This window comes from Plantibacter sp. MMLR14_011, assembly GCF_001865025.1.
In the GTDB taxonomy this organism is placed as follows: domain Bacteria; phylum Actinomycetota; class Actinomycetes; order Actinomycetales; family Microbacteriaceae; genus Plantibacter; species Plantibacter flavus_A.
This window is the reverse complement of sequence record NZ_MJGW01000008.1, coordinates 169422-187367: the sequence shown is the minus strand read 5'-3', so window position 1 is coordinate 187367 and position 17946 is coordinate 169422. Positions and strand designations below refer to the sequence as shown.

The following is a 17946-nucleotide window of genomic DNA, read 5'->3' as shown; positions in this document are numbered from 1 at the left end:
CAACGTGGCCGAACAAGCCGACGTCGTATTCGTTGATGGAGTCCGGACACCGTTCGGACGAGCCGGCGAAAAGGGCATGTACTGGAACACCCGGGCTGACGACCTGATCGTCAAGGCGATCATCGGGCTGCTCGAACGTCATCCCGGTCTGCCGCTCGACCGCATCGACGAGGTCGCCATCGCGGCGACGACCCAGCAGGGCGACCAGGGGCTCACGCTCGGCCGCACCGCCGCGCTGCTCGCCGGCCTCCCGAAGTCCGTCCCCGGATTCGCGATCGACCGCATGTGCGCCGGAGCGATGACCTCGGTCACGACGCTCGGCAGCGGCATCGCGTTCGGTGCCTACGACCTCGTCCTCGCCGGTGGCGTCGAACACATGGGGCGTCACCCCATGGGGCTGGACGCCGACCCGAACCCGCGGTTCCTCGCCGAGCGCCTCGTCAGTGAGGACGCGCTCAACATGGGCAAGACGGCCGAGCGCATCCACGACCGGTTCCCGCAGCTCACGAAGGAACGCTCCGACCGCTTCGGCATGCGCAGCCAGCAGAAGGTCGCGGCCGCCTACGAAGCCGGGCGGATCCAGCCCGACCTCGTCCCGGTCGCGCTCCGGAGCGACAGTGGATGGGGTCTCGCCACCGGCGACGAAGGACTCCGGCCCGAGACCACGATGGAGGGGCTCGCCGGACTGAAGACGCCGTTCCGGCCCCACGGCCGTGTCACCGCAGGCAACGCCTCGCCGCTGACCGACGGCGCCACGGTGAGTCTGCTCGCCAGCGCCTCGACGGCGAAGGAGCTCGGTCTCACGCCGAAGATGCGCCTCGTCAGCTTCGCGTTCGCGGGCGTCGAGCCCGAGATCATGGGTATCGGTCCCGTCCCCTCCACGGAGAAGGCGCTGCGGAAGGCCGGTCTGTCGATCGAGGACATCGGGCTGTTCGAACTGAACGAGGCCTTCGCCGTCCAGGTGCTCTCATTCCTCGACCACTTCGGCATCGACGACGAGGACCCGCGGGTGAACCCGTGGGGTGGCGCGATCGCGGTCGGGCACCCGCTCGCAGCCTCCGGCGTCCGACTCATGATCCAGCTCGCGGCGCAGTTCGCCGAGCACCCCGAGGTGCGCTACGGCCTCACGGCGATGTGCGTCGGCCTCGGCCAGGGCGGCACCGTGATCTGGGAGAACCCGTACTTCACCGGCAAGAAGGGACGCAAGTAGATGACCGACTACACGACCATCGACTTCTCGGAGCTCGTCGCGATCAGCGGCGACGACGAGGTCGTGACGCGCTCCTACGTCAAGGACGTGCGCCTGGCGAGCGGACGCACGATCGCGCTCATCACCCTCGACAACGGACGCGACCACACCCGGCCGAACACGCTCGGCCCGGTCACGCTGCTCGAGCTCGACGGCGTCCTCGAGGCGCAACGGACCCGTGCCGCATCGGGCGAGATCGACGGCGTCGCCATCACGGGCAAGCCGTTCATCCTGGCGGCCGGCGCCGACCTGAGCAAGGTCGGCGACATCCCGTCCCGTGAGGTCGCGACCAAGCTCGCGCAGCTCGGCCACCATGTCTTCGGCAAGCTCGAGGACCTCGGTGTACCGACCTTCGTCTTCATCAACGGACTCGCGCTCGGTGGCGGACTCGAGATCGGCCTCAACGCGAACTACCGGACCGTCGACGCCTCGGCGCCCGCGATCGCGCTCCCCGAGGTGTTCCTCGGACTCATCCCGGGCTGGGGCGGCGCCTACCTGCTCCCGAACCTGATCGGCATCGAGAACGCGCTCAACGTCGTCATCTCCAACCCGCTCAAGAACAACCGGATGCTCAAGGCGCAGGACGCGCTCGCCTACGGCATCGCCGACGTCATGTTCCCCGCCGCCAACTTCCTCGAGGACTCCCTGCGGTGGGCCGACGGGGTGCTCGGTGGCACGGTGACCGTGCAGCGCAAGAACGTGCCGGGGAAGGTCGAGCGGACGATCAAGTGGCCGCTCGCCATCAGCACCGCCCGCAAGATGCTCGAGAGCAAGATCGGCACCGTCGCGAAGTCGCCCTACGCGGCCCTCGACCTGCTCGAGGCCGCCCGCAGCGGCACGAAAGCGCAGGGGTTCGAGCGGGAGGACCGGGCGCTGTCCGAGCTCATCGTCGGCGACCAGTTCCAGGCCAGCATGTACGCGTTCGACCTCGTGCAGAAGCGGGCCAAGCGTCCTGCGGGTGCGCCCGACAAGCAGCTCGCCCGACGGGTCACCAAGGTCGGCATCATCGGTGCCGGGCTCATGGCGAGTCAATTCGCGCTGCTCTTCCTCCGGCGACTCCAGGTGCCGGTGGTCATCACCGACCTCGACCAGGGCCACGTCGACGCCGGCGTCGCCCGGATCCACGGCGAGATCGACACCCTCCGCGGGAAGGGCCGCATCTCCCCCGACGAGTCGAACCGTCTGAAGGCGCTCCTGTCCGGAACCACGGACAAGGCCGACTTCGCGGACTGCGACTGGGTCATCGAGGCCGTCTTCGAAGAGGTCGGCGTCAAGCAGAGCGTCTTCGCCGAGGTCGAGCAGTACGTCTCGGAGCAGGCGGTCCTCGCGACGAACACGTCCTCGCTCTCCGTCGAGGAGATCGGGGCGAAGCTCGCGCACCCCGAGCGGCTCGTCGGCTTCCACTTCTTCAACCCGGTCGCCGTCATGCCGTTGCTCGAGGTCGTCCGCACACCCCAGACGGACGACGAGACGCTCGCGACGGCCTTCGCCACCGCGGCGAAGCTGAAGAAGAGTGCCATCCTCACCGCCGACGCTCCCGGCTTCATCGTCAACCGACTCCTGGCGAAGGTCATGGGTGAGGCGGCGCACGCCCTGGACGCCGGCACCCCGCTGCTGACGGTCGAACGTGCCTTCGCGCCCATCGGCCTGCCGATGACGCCCTTCCAGCTCATCGACCTCGTCGGTTGGAAGGTCGCCGCGCACGTGCAGGACACGATGGTCGGGAAGTTCCCCGACCGGTTCTTCGCGTCGGAGAACCTCCACCGGCTCGCAGGCCTGGACTCGGTCGTCGAGAAGGACAAGGGCGGCAAGGTGACCGGCTTCACGAAGCAGGCTCAGAAGGTGCTCGTCACGGGCGACAGCCCGCTCAGCGAGGACGAGATCCTGCGACGGGTCGAGGACGGGCTCGCGTCGGAGATCAAGCTCATGTTGGACGAGGGCGTCGTCTCAGCCGCCCAGGACATCGACCTCGGGCTCATCCTCGGTGCGGGTTGGCCCTTCCAGGACGGCGGAGCGACGCCGTACCTGGATCGTGTCGGTGCGAGCGAGCGTGCCTTCGGCGACACCTTCCACCACCCGCCCATCCGGGGCGTCCAGGCGTAGTCCGCGCGATGTCGCGAGAGCGGGGTGTCCTCCACCATCGGTGGACGGCACCCCGCTCTCGTCGTTGAGCCTCGAGCGACGCCGGCCCTCAGCGAATGCCAGAGCTCAGCGGTCGACGGTGCTCATGTCCGGATACCGGTCGCCGGCCGGGAGACGGAGTGCGTCGAGTCGAGCGAGCGCATCGGCCGACAGGGAGAGCTCGTCGGCGCCGAGGTTCTCCTCGAGGTACGGGATCCGCTTCGTGCCGGGGATCGGTGCGATGTCGTCACCCTGGGCGAGCAACCAGGCGAGCGCCACCTGGGCCGGTGTCGCTTCGAGGGACGCGGCGATCCGGTCGACCTCTTCGACGATCGCGATGTTCGCAGCGAGGTTGTCCCCCGCGAAGCGTGGGTTGGCGCGACGGAAGTCGGTTTCGTCGAGCACGTCGAGCGATCGGATCGTGCCGGTGAGGAACCCGCGACCGAGCGGCGAGTACGGGACGAAACCGATGCCCAACTCACGGACGGTCGGCAGGATCTCCGCCTCGGGGTCGCGGCTCCAGAGCGAGTACTCCGTCTGCAGAGCCGTGATCGGGTGCACGGCGTGTGCACGCCGGATCGTGTCCGGAGCCGCCTCCGACAGACCGATGTACCGGACCTTGCCCTCGGTGACGAGCTCCGAGAGTGCGCCCACCGTCTCCTCGATGGGCACGCCCGGATCCACGCGGTGGAGGTAGTAGAGGTCCACGACGTCGGTCCCGAGCCGGCGCAGCGATCCCTCGATCGACAGGCGCACGTTCGCGGCGCTGCCGTCGGCGCCGAACTGTCCGTCACTGGAATTGCGGATCGTCCCGAACTTGGTCGCGAGGGTCACCTCGTCCCGGCGTGATCCGAGTGCAGCGCCGAGCAGTTCCTCGTTGAGGTAGGGACCGTACATCTCAGCGGTGTCGAAGAAGGTGACGCCGAGGTCCAAGGCACGGTGGATCGTCGCGGTCGACGCCGCATCGTCGAGGGCGGCACCGGTGTAGAACGCCGACATCCCCATGCAGCCGAGGCCGATCCGGGCGATGTCTGGTCCGGCTGTGCCGAGTGTGATGTGCTTCATCGTGTTGCCACCTGTCCTGTGTAGAGTTCGATCTTGCGATCGATGACCTCCAGCGACTGCTGCATCTCCTCGAGGCGGGCCAGGAACGAGATCCGATGCCGCAGCAGCAGCTCGAGCCTCGCCTCGGCGGTGTCGTCGCCACGCTGCGCCAATTCCGTGTACTCGCGGAGCGTCGCGATCGGCATGCCCGTCGATCGGAGTCTCGTCAGGAACACGACCCAGGACACGTCGCCCTCGCTGTAGCGGCGGTGCGTCGATGAGCTGCGGCCGATCGGACGTGGCATGAGCCCTGCGCGCTCGTAGTACCGGAGCGTGTGGACGCTCAGTCCGGTTCGTTCGGCGACGTCGGAGATGGCGTAGCCCTCGTGAAGAGTGGTCATGTCCACACGATACGACTTCGAGTGCACTCGAAGTCAAGCGCGCCACAGCCCGCGGTCAGGCGCCGTGCGGCCTCGTCGTGCTCCGCTCCGAAGACGTGTCCTGCTCGACGCGGTCGTCAGGCAGTGGGCGGGCTACGGGGATCCGGCTGCCGAGGACCTGTGCCACGACGTCGCGGGCGATCTGCTGCGCCGTGAGGCCCGCATCCTCGAGGATCTGCTCGCGGGACGCGTGGTCGATGAACTCGTCCGGCACGCCGAGCTCGTCGACGGCCGTGTCGACGCCGGCCTCGCGGAGGGTCTGCCTGATGCGGGTGCCGATGCCTCCGACGCGGATGCCGTCCTCGATGGTGATCACGAGCCGGTGCGCCGCGGCGAGCTCGACGAGCGATTCGGCGACGGGGACCACCCAGCGGGGGTCGACGACGGTCGCGCCGATGCCCTGCTGGGAGAGTCGGTCCGACACGTCGATCGCGATGGGCGCCATCGGGCCGACGGCGACGATGAGGACGTCCGGCTGCTCGGTCGTCCGGAGGACGTCGACACCGTCGTGGAGACGCTCGACGGCCGGGAGTTCGGCGGGGGCGCTGCCCTTCGGGAACCGGATGACGGTCGGGGCGTCGTCGATAGACACGGCCTCACGCAGTTCCTCGCGCAGCCGCTCGCCATCACGCGGTGCAGCGATCCGGATACCCGGGACGACCTGCAGGATCGCGAGGTCCCAGATGCCGTGGTGGCTCGGTCCGTCGGGGCCGGTCACGCCGGCGCGGTCGAGGACGACCGTGACTCCCGCACGGTGCAGCGCGACGTCCATGAGCAGTTGGTCGAAGGCGCGGTTCACGAACGTCGCGTACACGGCCACCACCGGGTGCAGCCCGCCGAAGGCGAGCCCGGCCGCCGAGGTGAAGGCGTGCTGCTCGGCGATGCCGACATCGTGCACGCGCTCGGGGAAGCGTTCGGCGAAGGCGTGGAGCCCGACCGGTCGCAGCATGGCGGCGGTGATGGCGACGACGCGGTCGTCGGCCTCGGCCACCGCGAGCATCTCCTCGCTGAACACGGCCGTCCAGGACGGGCGGGCGGCCGCCCCGACGGGCTCCCCGGTCTCGGGGTCGATCACGCCGACGGCGTGGAACTGATCGGCGTCGTCGTCCCGTGCCGGCTGGAAGCCACGACCCTTCTCGGTGATCGCGTGGACGATCACCGGTGCGCCGTAGTGCTTCGCCTGGGTCAGGGCCTCCTCCATCGCGTGGATGTCGTGTCCGTCGACCGGCCCGATGTACTTGATGTCGAGGTTGGAGTAGAGCGCCTCGTTGTTCGTGAGACGGGACAGGAACCCGTGGGCGCCTCCGCGGACACCCCGGTAGAGCGCACGTCCCGGACCGCCGAGGAGGTTGAAGGCCCGCTGGCTGCGCTCGCGCAGGTCGCGATAGCTCCGGCGGGTCCTCACGCCGCTCAGGAACCGCGCCATACCGCCGATGGTCGGCGCGTAGGACCGGCCGTTGTCGTTGACGATGATGACGAGCCGGCGGGTGTTGTCGTCGCTGATGTTGTTGAGCGCCTCCCACGTCATGCCGCCCGTCAGCGCGCCGTCGCCGACGACCGCCACCACATGGCGCTCGTCCTGCCCGGTCATCTGGAAGGCGCGGGAGATACCGTCCGCCCAGCTGAGCGAGCTCGAGGCGTGCGAGCTCTCGACGATGTCGTGCTCGGATTCGGAACGCTGCGGGTAGCCGGCGAGGCCGCCGCGGGTCCGGAGCCCGGAGAACTCCTGACGGCCGGTCAGGAGTTTGTGGACGTAGGACTGGTGACCGGTGTCGAACACCATCGGATCCGTCGGGGAGTCGAACACCCGGTGCATCGCGATCGTGAGCTCGACGACGCCGAGGTTCGGGCCGAGGTGTCCGCCGGTCTTGGAGACGTTGGCGATGAGGAAGGCGCGGATGTCGCCGGCGAGTTCGACGAGTTCCGCCTCGGAGAGGCCGTCGAGGTCCCGGGGTCCGTTCACCTGATCGAGCACTGTCACGCTGTCGTCCCTCCACCGTGGGCCGACCGATCGCTCGGAGCCCGTCTTTCGAGTGTACGCGTCGTGGGCGGGGTGGGCGGCGAACGCCGCAGGCCGGCCCCGACGGTTGCTGTCGGGACCGGCCTGGTGGTAGAGCCTCGTCGTCAGACGAGGCTGCGGAGCACGTACTGCAGGATGCCGCCGTTGCGGTAGTAGTCGGCTTCACCGGGCGTGTCGATGCGGACGACCGCGTCGAACTCGACCGGCTCCTTGCCGGGAGCCGAGTGCTCGCTCGGGACGGCGCTCACGCGGACCGTCTTCGGCGTGGTGCCGTTGTTGAGCTCCTCGAGACCGGCGATCGACACGATCTCCGTGCCGTCGAGTCCGAGGGAGGCCCAGCTCTCGCCCTCCGGGAACTGCAGCGGGACGACGCCCATGCCGATGAGGTTCGAGCGGTGGATGCGCTCGAAGCTCTCGGTGATGACCGCCTTGACACCGAGGAGGCTCGTGCCCTTCGCCGCCCAGTCGCGGGAGGAACCGGAGCCGTACTCCTTGCCACCGAAGATGACGAGGGGCGTGCCCTCGGCCTGGTAGTTCTGCGACGCGTCGTAGATGAACGACTGCGGTGCGTCGGGCTGCGTGAAGTCGCGGGTGTAGCCGCCCTCCACACCGTCGAGCAGCTGGTTCTTCAGGCGGATGTTCGCGAACGTGCCGCGGATCATGACCTCGTGGTTGCCGCGGCGCGAGCCGTAGGAGTTGTAGTCCTTCCGACCGACACCGTGCTCGTCGAGGTACCGGCCTGCGGGCGAGTCGGCCTTGATGTTGCCGGCCGGGCTGATGTGGTCGGTCGTGACCGAGTCGCCGAGCTTCGCGAGGACGCGCGCACCGACGATGTCGGAGACGGGGGTCGTCTCCATGGTCATGCCGTCGAAGTACGGGGGCTTCCGCACGTACGTCGACTCCTCGTCCCACTCGAAGGTCGAGCCCTCGGGGGTCTGGAGCGAACGCCAGCGCTCGTCGCCGTCGAAGACGCCGCTGTACTCGTGGTCGAACATCTCCTTGTTGATGGAGGTGTCGATCGTGTCCTGGACCTCTGCCGCGTCGGGCCAGATGTCCTTCAGGAAGATGTCGTTGCCGTCGGCGTCGACACCCAGGGCGTCGACCTCGAAGTCGAAGTTCATCGACCCCGCGAGGGCGTAGGCGATGACGAGCGGCGGGCTCGCCAGGTAGTTCATCTTGACGTCCGGGTTGATCCGGCCCTCGAAGTTGCGGTTGCCCGAGAGGACGGCGGTGACGGCGAGGTCGTTGTCCTGGACGGCGGTCGAGATCTCGTCGAGCAGCGGACCGGAGTTGCCGATGCAGGTCGTGCAGCCGTAGCCGACCGTGTAGAAGCCGAGGTCCTCGAGGTACTCGGTGAGACCGGCCTTCGCGTAGTAGTCGGTGACGACCTTGGACCCCGGAGCGAGCGTGGTCTTGACCCACGGCTTCGCCTTCAGGCCCTTCTTGCTCGCGTTCCGGGCCAGGAGGCCTGCGGCCAGCATGACCGACGGGTTCGAGGTGTTGGTGCACGAGGTGATCGCGGCGATAGCGACGGCGCCGTGGTCGAGGGTGAAGTCGACCCCGTTCTCCTCGAGGGTGACCTGGGTCGGCTTCGAGAGGGACGCCGGAGCGTGGCTGCGGTGCGTGTGGTGGTGGTGGTTGTTCTCGTCCTCGTCCTGCGGCGTGGTGCCGGCCGGGTCGGAGGCGGGGAAGGAACCGGCGCCGACGAGGTCGACGATGTCGTGCTCGACCGTGGCGTAGTCGACGAGGTCCCGCTCGAACTGCGACTTGGCGTCGCTCAGCTCGATGCGGTCCTGCGGGCGCTTCGGGCCGGCGATCGACGGCACGACGGTGGCGAGGTCGAGTTCGAGGTACTCGCTGAAGACCGGCTCGACGTCCGCGTCGTGCCAGAGCTTCTGGGTCTTGGCGTAGGCCTCGACCAGCGCGATCTGCTCCTCGCTGCGGCCGGTGAGGCGCAGGTAATCGAGCGTGACGTCGTCGATCGGGAACATGGCGGCCGTCGAGCCGAACTCGGGGCTCATGTTGCCGATGGTGGCGCGGTTCGCGAGCGGCACCTCGGCGACGCCTGCTCCGTAGAACTCGACGAACTTGCCGACGACCCCGTGCTTGCGGAGCATCTGGGTGATGGTGAGGACGACGTCCGTCGCCGTGACGCCCGTCGGGATGGAGCCGTTCAGCTTGAAGCCGACGACCTTCGGGATGAGCATGGAGACGGGCTGGCCGAGCATGGCGGCCTCCGCCTCGATGCCGCCGACGCCCCAGCCGAGCACGCCCAGGCCGTTGACCATGGTCGTGTGCGAGTCGGTGCCGACACAGGTGTCGGGGTAGGCGCGCAGGACGCCGCCGACCTCGCGCGTCATGGTGACGCGAGCGAGGTACTCGATGTTGACCTGGTGCACGATGCCGGTTCCCGGCGGAACGACCTTGAAGTCGTCGAACGCCGTCTGACCCCAGCGGAGGAACTGGTACCGCTCGCCGTTGCGCTCGTACTCGAGTTCGACGTTGCGCTCGAGCGCGTTCTCGCTGCCGAAGAGGTCGGCGATGACCGAGTGGTCGATGACCATCTCGGCCGGGGCGAGCGGGTTGATCTTGTCGGCGGAACCGCCGAGTGCCTCGACCGCTTCGCGCATGGTGGCGAGGTCGACGATGCACGGCACGCCGGTGAAGTCCTGCATGACGACACGGGCCGGGGTGAACTGGATCTCGGTGTCGGGGTCCGCGGTCGGAACCCAGTCGCCGATAGCCCGGATGTGTGCCTCGGTGATGTTGGCACCGTCTTCGGTGCGCAGCAGGTTCTCGAGGAGCACCTTGAGGCTGAACGGCAGCTTCTCGTGACCCTCCACCGTGTCGATGCGATAGATCTCGTAGTCGGTCGTCCCGACAGTCAGGGTGTCTTTCGCCCCGAAGCTGTTCACGGTGGACATATCGTCTTCTCCTTCGTTGGCGGCGGCGAGTGCTCACTCACGTGCGTTCCGACCAATCTTGCTGCTGGCGGGTGCTCCGCGGCTAGCAAGGCTTGCCTAACTACAGGCTCGGGCGCGTCGTGTCATCTCGGCATCGCTCATCTATCTTGATGTCGAGACAATTCTAGCATCGAGGATGAGGTCCTCCCGACATGACGAGAGCCCGGCCCGAGACGCGGTGACGCGTCGGGCCGGGCTCTCGGCGGATCACTCGGTGGATGCCTGCGGCGCCTTCGGGAACACGGCGCGGACGACGAGCCAGCTGAGGACGAGTAGCGGCGCGTAGAGCGGGATGCCCATGAGGAGCCGGAGCGTCCCGAGGAGCTCGACGTTCCCACTGAAGTAGAGGGGCAGCTGCACGAGGAGTCGTGCGGCGAACATGGCCACCCACACCAGCGTGAGCCACCGCATGGCGCGTCGTTGTCCGGGGTGGGACCGCCAGCTCGTGCCGCTGCCCATGAGGTAGCCGGCCACGAGCCCGACGACGGGCCACCCGACGAGCACCGAGACGAGGAGGGCCACAGCGTAGGCGCCGTTGGTCCAGAACCCGACGACGTAGAAGTCCTCCGCGCGCCCGGACAGCAGAGCCAGGGCTGCTGAGAGTGCGATCCCGAGGAGGCCGCCGACGGCCTGCGTGACCGGCTGCCGCTGGACGAGGCGTGCCACGGAGAAGAGGACCCCGAGTGCGACCGGAGCGATGATCGACGGGACCAGGTCGAGGGTCAGCGTGTAGACGACGAGGAACAGGAGTCCGGGCAGGATCGCCTCGACGATGCCGCGCACGCCGCCCATGGCGAGCAGCAGCGCCTTGCCGGTGGGGGCGTCGCCCTCGGCCATCGCGCCCAGACCGGACTTGCGTGCGGCGGCACCGAACGCGGCGGACATCGATTCACCGAGCCGCTGCCGATCCGCGTCACCCGTGGCGTCAGGGGAATCCGACGCGTCACGGCGTTCGACCGGGTCGACTCCGCGGGGCTCCGGTTCCCGTGCGTCCGTCATCGACTACGCGCTCGTGGCAGTCGGCATGCGCAGCGGGATGAGGTCGCGCGGCGGCATGGGCGAGTTGCCCCGGACGACGACGAGGCTGCGGAAGAGGTCGTCCACGAGCGCTGCGGCGTCCGGCTTCGACGCGCCCTCCCCCGCGACGACGCCGCGGAGGAACCAGCGCGGACCGTCGACGCCGATGAAGCGTGCCAAGTGGGTCGCGTCGGTGCCTGCGGCACCACCGGTCGGCACCTCGGCGACGAGCTCCGGGCCGAACTCGCCTTCGCGCTCGGTCACGGTGCCGCCCTGCTGGGCGATCTGCTCGGCGATCTGCGCGCGGGTCTCGTTCCACAGGCCGGTCGACCGCGGGGCGGCGAACGGCTGGACCTGCAGGGTGGAACCGGCGTAGTCGAGGCCGACCGCGACGACGCGCTTCGTCGCCTCCTCCACCTCGAGGCGGAGGTTCAGACCTTCCCGCGGCAGCACCTTGACGCCACCGAGGTCGATGTAGGGGCGGACGGGGTTGGCCTCGCTCTCGTCGAACGGGCCGGCGGTCTCGCGGTCCTCGGGTGCGGACTTCGCGTCGTCGGGCAGCTCCGCGTCGAGGTCGAGGTCGGGGAGGTCTTCGAGTTCGCTCATGCGAGGGTTCCTGTCTGCGCGGCACCGTCGGTGCTGATGGTTGGGTCGGTGGCGGCCGGTGACGCGGCGAGCGAGCCGACGCCGGTCGAACCGAAGCCTCCGGCTCCACGAGCGCTGCCTGGCAATCGCTCCACCGGGATGAAGTTGGCCCGGGACACCGGCATCACGATGAGCTGGGCGATGCGGTCGCCCGGCTCGACGGTGAAGGAGGTGTGACAGTCGGTGTTGAGGAGCGTGACCTTGATCTCGCCGCGATATCCGGCGTCGACCGTGCCGGGTGAGTTGACGACGGTGATGCCGTGTTTCGCCGCGAGGCCGCTTCGCGGGACGACGAACGCGGCATGGCCGTCGGGCAGGGCGATCGAGACGCCGGTGCCGACGAGGGCGCGCTCACCCGGTTCGAGCACGACGTGCTCGGCGGATACGAGATCCGCACCCGCATCGCCGGGGTGTGCATAGCCGGGCAGATCCGGCGCGATAATGAGTACGTCAACGCTTTCGGTCACGAATCGAGGGTAGTGCAGTTCTCTGAGACAAGGCAGACATGCAGCCGTACCGTGAAACCCTCTGGCCCAGCCCCTGGGTCATCATCGCCCTCGCCCTCGTGGTGCCGGCGACCATGCTCGTCCTCGCGCCCGTTTCACTCGCGGCGGGGATCGTCGGGGCGGTGGTGCTGTACGGCGGATGCCTTGCGCTGGCGTTCGGGACGGCGCCGAGGATCCAGGTCTCCGAGTCGAGCCTCTCGGTCGGGAAGGCGTCGATCCCGCTCGGGTTCATCGGTGAGGTCGTGGTGTACACCGGGACGGACGCGACCGCTCAGCTCCGCACCAAGCTCGATGCACGCGCCTGGCTCATGATCCGCGGATGGGTGCACAGCCTCGTGAAGGTGGAGATCGTCGATCCGGCCGATCCGACGCCGTACTGGCTGCTGTCGTCCCGTCGCCCGCAGGCCCTCGCGGATGCGATCGCCAGCGCGCGCACGCACGCCTGAGGCTGCCGCCGCTCGAACCGGTCACCGCTCGAATCCGCAACGACAGAACCCCTCCGGATCGTGATCCGGAGGGGTTCTGTCTGCCGCTCGCGCGGCGGTGCTGTCAGGCTGCGCACTCCGCGCAGATCGGGCCGAACTTGCCCTCGTGGTCGAGCTGCGAGCGGTGCTTCACCAGGAAACACTCCATGCAGGTGAACTCGTCCGCCTGGGGCGGGAGCACGACGACGTCGAGGTCGAGGTCGGAGAGGTCGGATCCACCCAGGTTGTAGTCACCCGGGTTGTCAGCGTCTTCGGAGTCGACGACTCCGGACAGCTTGTCTGGAACGCGCTCCTTCAGGGCCTCGATCGACTCGGAATCGTCGTCGGTCTTGCGGGGAGCGTCGTAATCAGTTGCCATGCCTATCCACTTCTCGATGCCGTCGGAACAAAATCGGCGGGCACAGTTTGCATCAGTTCCGCATGAATTGCAAACCGTGTTCGGGAGGGTGTGCGGAACCTTCCCGTGCAACTGACGGCACGCCCGGCGTATTCCCCGAATACGCCCGTGATCCGTGAGAACGTGGGTCAATCACGTGGCACGCTGAGAGGCATTCATCATGCAGGAATTGAAGGTAGTCGGAGCGGAGCTCGGCGCTCTGATCGTTGCAGATCGGAACGAGGAGGAATACCGCCTCATCGTCGACGATTCGTTCCACGTCCACCTGCGGCGGGCGAAGCCGGCCGGTGCGCCGATCGGTGGCAACACCAAGATCTCTCCGAGGGAAGTGCAGGCGCACATCCGTAGCGGGCTCTCCGCCGAGGACGTCGCAGCGGTCACCGGTGCCTCGCTGGAGTACGTTCAGCGGTTCGAGGGTCCGGTGATGGCGGAGCGCGAGCACATCGTCGGCACCGCCCTCGGCGTCGCCGTCCTGCCGACGACCGACACGTCGGCCGACGACATCGAGGCCACCTTCGGGAACGTCATCCGGGCTCGACTCGAGAAGCTCGGCGCGACCGACGAACGGTGGACGAGCTGGAAGGAACCCGAGGGTGGCTGGATCGTCAAACTGTCCTTCACGGCCGACCAGGTCGACCACGACGCCCGCTGGGCGTTCGAGCCGAAGAAGCTCGCTCTCACGCCCATCGGGAGTGAAGCCACGACCCTCTCGCGTCAGGGCGACCTGCCGGCAGCGCTGATCCCCCGGTTGCGTGCGGTCGACACCGACGACTCCCCCGACACCTCACGCTTCGACAGCGGCGCGTTCTCCCTGGACCGGGTGTCGACGCCGCAGCAGACCGAGGCCGACCGGCCCGCCGAGACGCGTCCGATCGAGCCGTTGCCGTTCGCGGCCGACACGGGCTTCGGCCGTGCACCGTCCTCGAAGGCTGCGACCCAGGCCGCGATCAACCGTGAGGCGTCGAGCCCCGAGCAGCACAACCAGACCGCCGACCTGTTGGAGGCGCTCCGCAAGCGCCGTGGCGAGCGGGAGGCCGCTCCCAGCGAACCCGAACCTGCCGAGCGCCCCAGTGCGCCGCACGCCGTCCCGGATCAGCAGACGCCGCTGGCGGTGTTCGACACCGGTGAGTTCGAGGCGGCGCAGCAGCGACGCGCGGGCGATGCCGAATCCTCCGATGGTGGCGCGCCGTCCGGGGCCAAGGCGCGCCGCGGCCGAGCGTCGATGCCGTCCTGGGACGAGATCGTGTTCGGTGCGAAGTCCGACGACGACCCGGTCTGATCGGTCAGGGCTTCAGGGCTCGTAACGACCGAGGCCGAGGAGCGGTATCCGGCGTTCGTCGTCGGTGAGCGATCCGTGCTGTCCGATCATGCCCCTCGCGCTCTGATCGGCGGGACGTGAATCGTAGTAGGCGATGCGCTTGCGGGCGGCGACGATGACGTCGCCGATGCGCGGCAGCACCTCAGGGTCGACCTCGCCGTACCAGCCGTGGTCGACCGCCTGCTCGCGTGTCGCGATCCAGGCGCGGCCACCTTCCTCGGCTCGCCAGGCCTCAGCCAGGCGCTCCCGATCCGCTGGACCCGCGTCGGCGTCGAGATAGAGGTGCAGGCATCGCGGCTCCCCGCCGATGTGGCGGACTCCGGCGACCAGCTCGGGCACCTGGTCGAAGAGCACGTGCTGATGGGGTGCGACGTCGATCACCCCGTGATCGGCGGTGACGAGCGCGCCGGTCGACGCGGGCAGTCGCGACGACCACCGCTTGAGATCGCCGTCGAGCTCCTCGAGGAGCGCCGTCCAGCGTCCCGACTCCCACCCGTACTCGTGCGCCGCCTGGTCGAGCTCGGGGACGTACACGTAGCTGAGTGTGGGTCCGGCGGTCGTGGACGCGATCTCGCGGGCCGCGTCGAGGCGGTCCGCCATCGAGCGGCCTGCCCGGTAGTCCGCCCCTCGGAGCACGGCCCGGGTGAAGCCCGAGTTGCGATACCGCTCCTGACCGATCACCGTCGTCGTGACGCCCTCGGCTCTCGCCCGCTCGAACACGGTCGGGAGGCGCTGCCAGGTCTCGGGCACCATGCCGGCGTCCCAGCCGCTGAGCTGGTTCACGACCCGGTCGCCCGCCACGTCCCGTGCGCGATAGCTGACGAGGCCGTGCCGACCCGGCAACGCCCCCGTGGTCAGCGTCGCGATCCCGGCCGCGGTCGTCGACGGGAACGCCGACGTCGTGGTGGAGCGCGGACCGAGGCGCGGCGCGAGGAACCGAGCGTGGGCGGCTGCTCCACGGAGGTTCGCGGCGCCGAGCCCGTCGACGAGGACGACGACGGCATGGTCGGCCCGGGGCAGCGATCCACCGCCCACCGTCAGGGATGCGAGGCAATCCGGGAGGACACCGGCAAGGCTGCGTGACTCCGGATCGACCGTCGGTAGCATGGTGGTCATCGGGCTCAGTCTCGCACACCGCGCTGACGACCACGCCCCGCCATCCTCGCCGAGCACCGGCTCGACTCCCCTCAGCAGAGACACGGAATGACCCGCCAACAGCAGACCCCGCCGACGGAGACCAGTGGCGAGCGCATCGAGGACATCGATGTCTCGTCGGAGATGCAGACCTCCTTCCTGGAGTACGCCTATTCGGTCATCTACGCCCGCGCCCTCCCCGATGCGCGCGACGGCCTGAAGCCGGTGCAGCGCCGCATCCTCTACCAGATGACCGAGATGGGCCTGCGCCCGGATCGTGGCCACGTGAAGTCGGCCCGCGTCGTCGGCGAGGTGATGGGGAAGCTGCACCCGCACGGCGACACGGCGATCTACGACGCCCTCGTCCGCCTCGCACAGCCCTTCACCCTCCGCGTCCCGCTCATCGACGGGCACGGGAACTTCGGCTCACTCGACGACGGGCCCGCCGCGCCGCGGTACACGGAGGCCCGGCTGGACGCCGCCGCGCTCGCCCTGACGGCCGACCTCGACGAGGACGTCGTCGACTTCGTCCCGAACTACGACAACCAGTTCATGCAGCCCGAGGTCCTCCCGGCCGCGTTCCCGAACCTCCTCGTGAACGGCGCCAGTGGTATCGCGGTCGGTATGGCGACCAACATGGCGCCGCACAACCTCGTCGAGGTGATCGGTGCCGCACGGCACCTCCTCGCGCACCCCCAAGCCACCCTCGAGGACCTGATGGAGTTCGTCCCAGGTCCCGACCTGCCCTCCGGCGGCACGATCGTCGGACTGGACGGCATCAAGGACGCCTACGCCACCGGTCGCGGCTCCTTCAAGACCCGCGCCAAGGTCTCCGTCGAAGCGGTCACCGCGCGGAAGACCGGTCTGGTCATCACCGAACTGCCCTACCTGGTCGGTCCGGAGAAGATCATCGAGAAGATCAAGGACGGCGTCAGCTCCAAGAAGCTCAACGGCATCTCCGACGTCACCGACCTGACGGACCGCATCCACGGGCTCCGCCTCGTGATCGGGATCAAGACCGGGTTCTCCCCCGAGGCCGTCCTGGAGCAGCTCTACCGCTACACGCCACTCGAGGACTCCTTCAGCATCAACAACGTCGCGCTCGTCGACGGCGGCCCGCAGACGCTCGGCCTCCGGGACCTGCTGCAGGTGTACGTCGACCACCGCATCAGCGTGGTCACCCGCAGGAGCCGGTTCCGATTGGCGAGACGCAAGGAACGCCTCCACCTCGTGGAGGGGCTCCTCATCGCCATCCTCGACATCGACGAGGTCATCCAGGTCATCCGCGCGAGCGACGACTCCGAACAGGCCCGCGCGCGCCTCATCGAGGTCTTCGACCTCTCGCAGCTCCAGGCCGAGTACATCCTCGAACTCCGTCTCCGACGACTCACCAAGTTCTCGCGGATCGAGCTCGAGGCCGAGCGCGACAAGCTGTTGGCCGAGATCGCCGAACTCGAGCGGTTGCTCGGGAGCCAACGACTCATCCGCGCGGCGGTCTCCGCAGAGCTCGCTGCGGCGGCCGAGCAGTTCGGCACACCGCGCCGGACCATGCTGACGAACGCGAAGCCGAGCGTCGCGACCACGGGCCGGGGGAAGAGCGCCCCGGTCCTCGAGCTCGCCGACACCCCGTGCCGCGTCTACCTCAGCGCGACCGGACGGGCGCTCCGCGTCGACCTCGAGCAGGACGCGCCCGCACCACGACCCGGTCGACGGAGCAAGCACGATGCGATCCTGAGCGTCGTCGAGACCACGAGCCGCACCGAACTCGGTGCAGTCACGAGTCTCGGTCGCGTCATCCGGTTCACCCCGCTCGACCTCCCCGCGGTGCCGGCGGCCTCCATCCAGCTCGCGGCCGGAGTCCGGATGGGCGAGTACCTCTCGCTCCCGAACCGCGATGAGCGCGTGCTGGCGATCGTCTCGCTGACCTCGGAGCAGCCGATCGTGCTGGGAACCGAGACCGGCGTGGTCAAGCGGGTCATCCCCGGCGACCTGCCGAACAAGCCGGACTTCGAGGTCATCACGCTCAAGCCGCGCGACCACGTCGTCGGGGCGACGCAGGTCGGCGACGACGCGGAGCTCGTCTTCGTCGCCTCCGACGCACAGCTGCTCCGTTTCCCCGCGACGTCCGTCCGTCCGCAGGGGCGGGCCGCGGGTGGCATGGCCGGCATCAACCTGGCAGCCGGTGCGAAGGTCATCTCGTTCACGGCGGTCCTGCCCACCGACGACGTCGTCGTCGTGACGGTCGCGACCAATTCGCTGACCCTCGCCGGAACGGACACCGGGAGCGCGAAGGTGTCGGAGTTCTCCGAGTTCCCCGCCAAGGGTCGCGCCACCGGCGGTGTCCGATCGCAACGCTTCCTGAAGGGCGAGGACCAGCTGGCCGTCGCGTGGGTCGGCGCCGCTCCGGCACACGCCGTCGGGACGGACGGGACACCGCGGACGCTCCCGGAGGTCGGCGCGAAGCGGGATGCCTCAGGGGTGCCGCTCGATGCCCCCGTCGGGTTCATCGGCGGCGCGATCACCGCACCGGCGGCACCGGCGACGGACGACGCGGTAGCGAGCGACGAATCGTCCTGATCGGAGCTGCACACCGACGAAGGCCCGGAT

General features: G+C 68.8%; 14 protein-coding genes. 5 read left to right on the top strand and 9 right to left on the bottom strand.

Annotated elements, in window-relative coordinates; translation table 11 throughout:
• Nucleotides 1-4: 4 nt before the first annotated feature.
• Nucleotides 5-1210, top strand: a complete 1206-nt coding sequence (locus tag BIU99_RS05300; protein WP_064293790.1) for a thiolase family protein — start codon at nucleotides 5-7, stop codon at nucleotides 1208-1210.
• The gene (locus BIU99_RS05295) at nucleotides 1211-3352 is read left to right on the top strand and encodes a 3-hydroxyacyl-CoA dehydrogenase NAD-binding domain-containing protein (RefSeq protein ID WP_071260083.1); all 2142 of its coding nucleotides are present in this window, start codon (nucleotides 1211-1213) and stop codon (nucleotides 3350-3352) included.
• 105 nt (nucleotides 3353-3457) lie between these two features.
• Here the strand turns inward: BIU99_RS05295 and BIU99_RS05290 are convergent, their stop codons facing one another.
• The 7 genes from BIU99_RS05290 to dut form a co-directional block, all read right to left on the bottom strand.
• On the bottom strand, nucleotides 3458-4435 hold the full coding sequence (locus tag BIU99_RS05290; protein WP_071260080.1) for an aldo/keto reductase: 978 nt from the start codon (nucleotides 4433-4435) through the stop codon (nucleotides 3458-3460).
• Nucleotides 4432-4815 carry a MerR family transcriptional regulator gene (locus BIU99_RS05285; protein WP_071260356.1) on the bottom strand — a complete coding sequence of 128 codons (384 nt, stop codon included), beginning with the start codon at nucleotides 4813-4815 and terminating at the stop codon, nucleotides 4432-4434. Before BIU99_RS05285 ends, BIU99_RS05290 begins: the two co-directional genes overlap by 4 nt.
• Nucleotides 4816-4870: 55 nt before the next feature.
• Nucleotides 4871-6835, bottom strand: coding sequence for a 1-deoxy-D-xylulose-5-phosphate synthase (dxs, locus tag BIU99_RS05280; protein ID WP_071260078.1), 1965 nt, complete (start codon nucleotides 6833-6835; stop codon nucleotides 4871-4873).
• A 143-nt stretch (nucleotides 6836-6978) separates the two neighbouring features.
• The gene (locus BIU99_RS05275; protein ID WP_071260076.1) at nucleotides 6979-9798 is read right to left on the bottom strand and encodes an aconitate hydratase; all 2820 of its coding nucleotides are present in this window, start codon (nucleotides 9796-9798) and stop codon (nucleotides 6979-6981) included.
• 246 nt (nucleotides 9799-10044) lie between these two features.
• Complete coding sequence (locus tag BIU99_RS05270; protein ID WP_064293785.1) at nucleotides 10045-10836, bottom strand: DUF3159 domain-containing protein; 792 nt, start codon at nucleotides 10834-10836, stop codon at nucleotides 10045-10047.
• Between the two features lie 3 nt (nucleotides 10837-10839).
• Complete coding sequence (locus tag BIU99_RS05265; RefSeq protein ID WP_071260074.1) at nucleotides 10840-11460, bottom strand: DUF3710 domain-containing protein; 621 nt, start codon at nucleotides 11458-11460, stop codon at nucleotides 10840-10842.
• Nucleotides 11457-11966, bottom strand: coding sequence for a dUTP diphosphatase (gene dut, locus BIU99_RS05260; protein ID WP_083397205.1), 510 nt, complete (start codon nucleotides 11964-11966; stop codon nucleotides 11457-11459). Before dut ends, BIU99_RS05265 begins: the two co-directional genes overlap by 4 nt.
• Nucleotides 11967-12004: 38 nt before the next feature.
• Here dut and BIU99_RS05255 point away from each other — a divergent pair, with 38 nt between their 5' ends.
• The gene (locus BIU99_RS05255; RefSeq protein ID WP_071260072.1) at nucleotides 12005-12451 is read left to right on the top strand and encodes a DUF3093 domain-containing protein; all 447 of its coding nucleotides are present in this window, start codon (nucleotides 12005-12007) and stop codon (nucleotides 12449-12451) included.
• Nucleotides 12452-12554: 103 nt separating this feature from the next.
• Here the strand turns inward: BIU99_RS05255 and BIU99_RS05250 are convergent, their stop codons facing one another.
• Nucleotides 12555-12848, bottom strand: coding sequence for a DUF4193 domain-containing protein (locus BIU99_RS05250; protein ID WP_056005937.1), 294 nt, complete (start codon nucleotides 12846-12848; stop codon nucleotides 12555-12557).
• Nucleotides 12849-13047: 199 nt separating this feature from the next.
• Here BIU99_RS05250 and sepH point away from each other — a divergent pair, with 199 nt between their 5' ends.
• Complete coding sequence (gene sepH / locus BIU99_RS05245; RefSeq protein WP_071260070.1) at nucleotides 13048-14166, top strand: septation protein SepH; 1119 nt, start codon at nucleotides 13048-13050, stop codon at nucleotides 14164-14166.
• A 12-nt stretch (nucleotides 14167-14178) separates the two neighbouring features.
• Here the strand turns inward: sepH and BIU99_RS05240 are convergent, their stop codons facing one another.
• Nucleotides 14179-15321, bottom strand: a complete 1143-nt coding sequence (locus BIU99_RS05240) for an alkaline phosphatase family protein (RefSeq protein WP_071260068.1) — start codon at nucleotides 15319-15321, stop codon at nucleotides 14179-14181.
• A gap of 87 nt (nucleotides 15322-15408) precedes the next feature.
• Between BIU99_RS05240 and BIU99_RS05235 the strand changes: the two genes are divergently transcribed.
• The gene (locus tag BIU99_RS05235) at nucleotides 15409-17916 is read left to right on the top strand and encodes a DNA topoisomerase (ATP-hydrolyzing) subunit A (protein ID WP_071260066.1); all 2508 of its coding nucleotides are present in this window, start codon (nucleotides 15409-15411) and stop codon (nucleotides 17914-17916) included.
• Nucleotides 17917-17946: the final 30 nt, after the last annotated feature.

What these genes read in the sequence shown, in the direction of transcription:
- BIU99_RS05295 (WP_071260083.1), top strand. Translation starts at nt 1,211, where the DNA reads ATGACCGACTACACGACCATCGACTTCTCGGAGCTCGTCGCGATCAGC.
- BIU99_RS05240 (WP_071260068.1), bottom strand. Translation starts at nt 15,321, where the DNA reads ATGACCACCATGCTACCGACGGTCGATCCGGAGTCACGCAGCCTTGCC.
- sepH (WP_071260070.1), top strand. Translation starts at nt 13,048, where the DNA reads ATGCAGGAATTGAAGGTAGTCGGAGCGGAGCTCGGCGCTCTGATCGTT.
- BIU99_RS05265 (WP_071260074.1), bottom strand. Translation starts at nt 11,460, where the DNA reads ATGAGCGAACTCGAAGACCTCCCCGACCTCGACCTCGACGCGGAGCTG.
- BIU99_RS05290 (WP_071260080.1), bottom strand. Translation starts at nt 4,435, where the DNA reads ATGAAGCACATCACACTCGGCACAGCCGGACCAGACATCGCCCGGATC.
- BIU99_RS05270 (WP_064293785.1), bottom strand. Translation starts at nt 10,836, where the DNA reads ATGACGGACGCACGGGAACCGGAGCCCCGCGGAGTCGACCCGGTCGAA.
- BIU99_RS05235 (WP_071260066.1), top strand. Translation starts at nt 15,409, where the DNA reads ATGACCCGCCAACAGCAGACCCCGCCGACGGAGACCAGTGGCGAGCGC.
- BIU99_RS05275 (WP_071260076.1), bottom strand. Translation starts at nt 9,798, where the DNA reads ATGTCCACCGTGAACAGCTTCGGGGCGAAAGACACCCTGACTGTCGGG.
- BIU99_RS05285 (WP_071260356.1), bottom strand. Translation starts at nt 4,815, where the DNA reads ATGACCACTCTTCACGAGGGCTACGCCATCTCCGACGTCGCCGAACGA.
- BIU99_RS05255 (WP_071260072.1), top strand. Translation starts at nt 12,005, where the DNA reads ATGCAGCCGTACCGTGAAACCCTCTGGCCCAGCCCCTGGGTCATCATC.
- BIU99_RS05250 (WP_056005937.1), bottom strand. Translation starts at nt 12,848, where the DNA reads ATGGCAACTGATTACGACGCTCCCCGCAAGACCGACGACGATTCCGAG.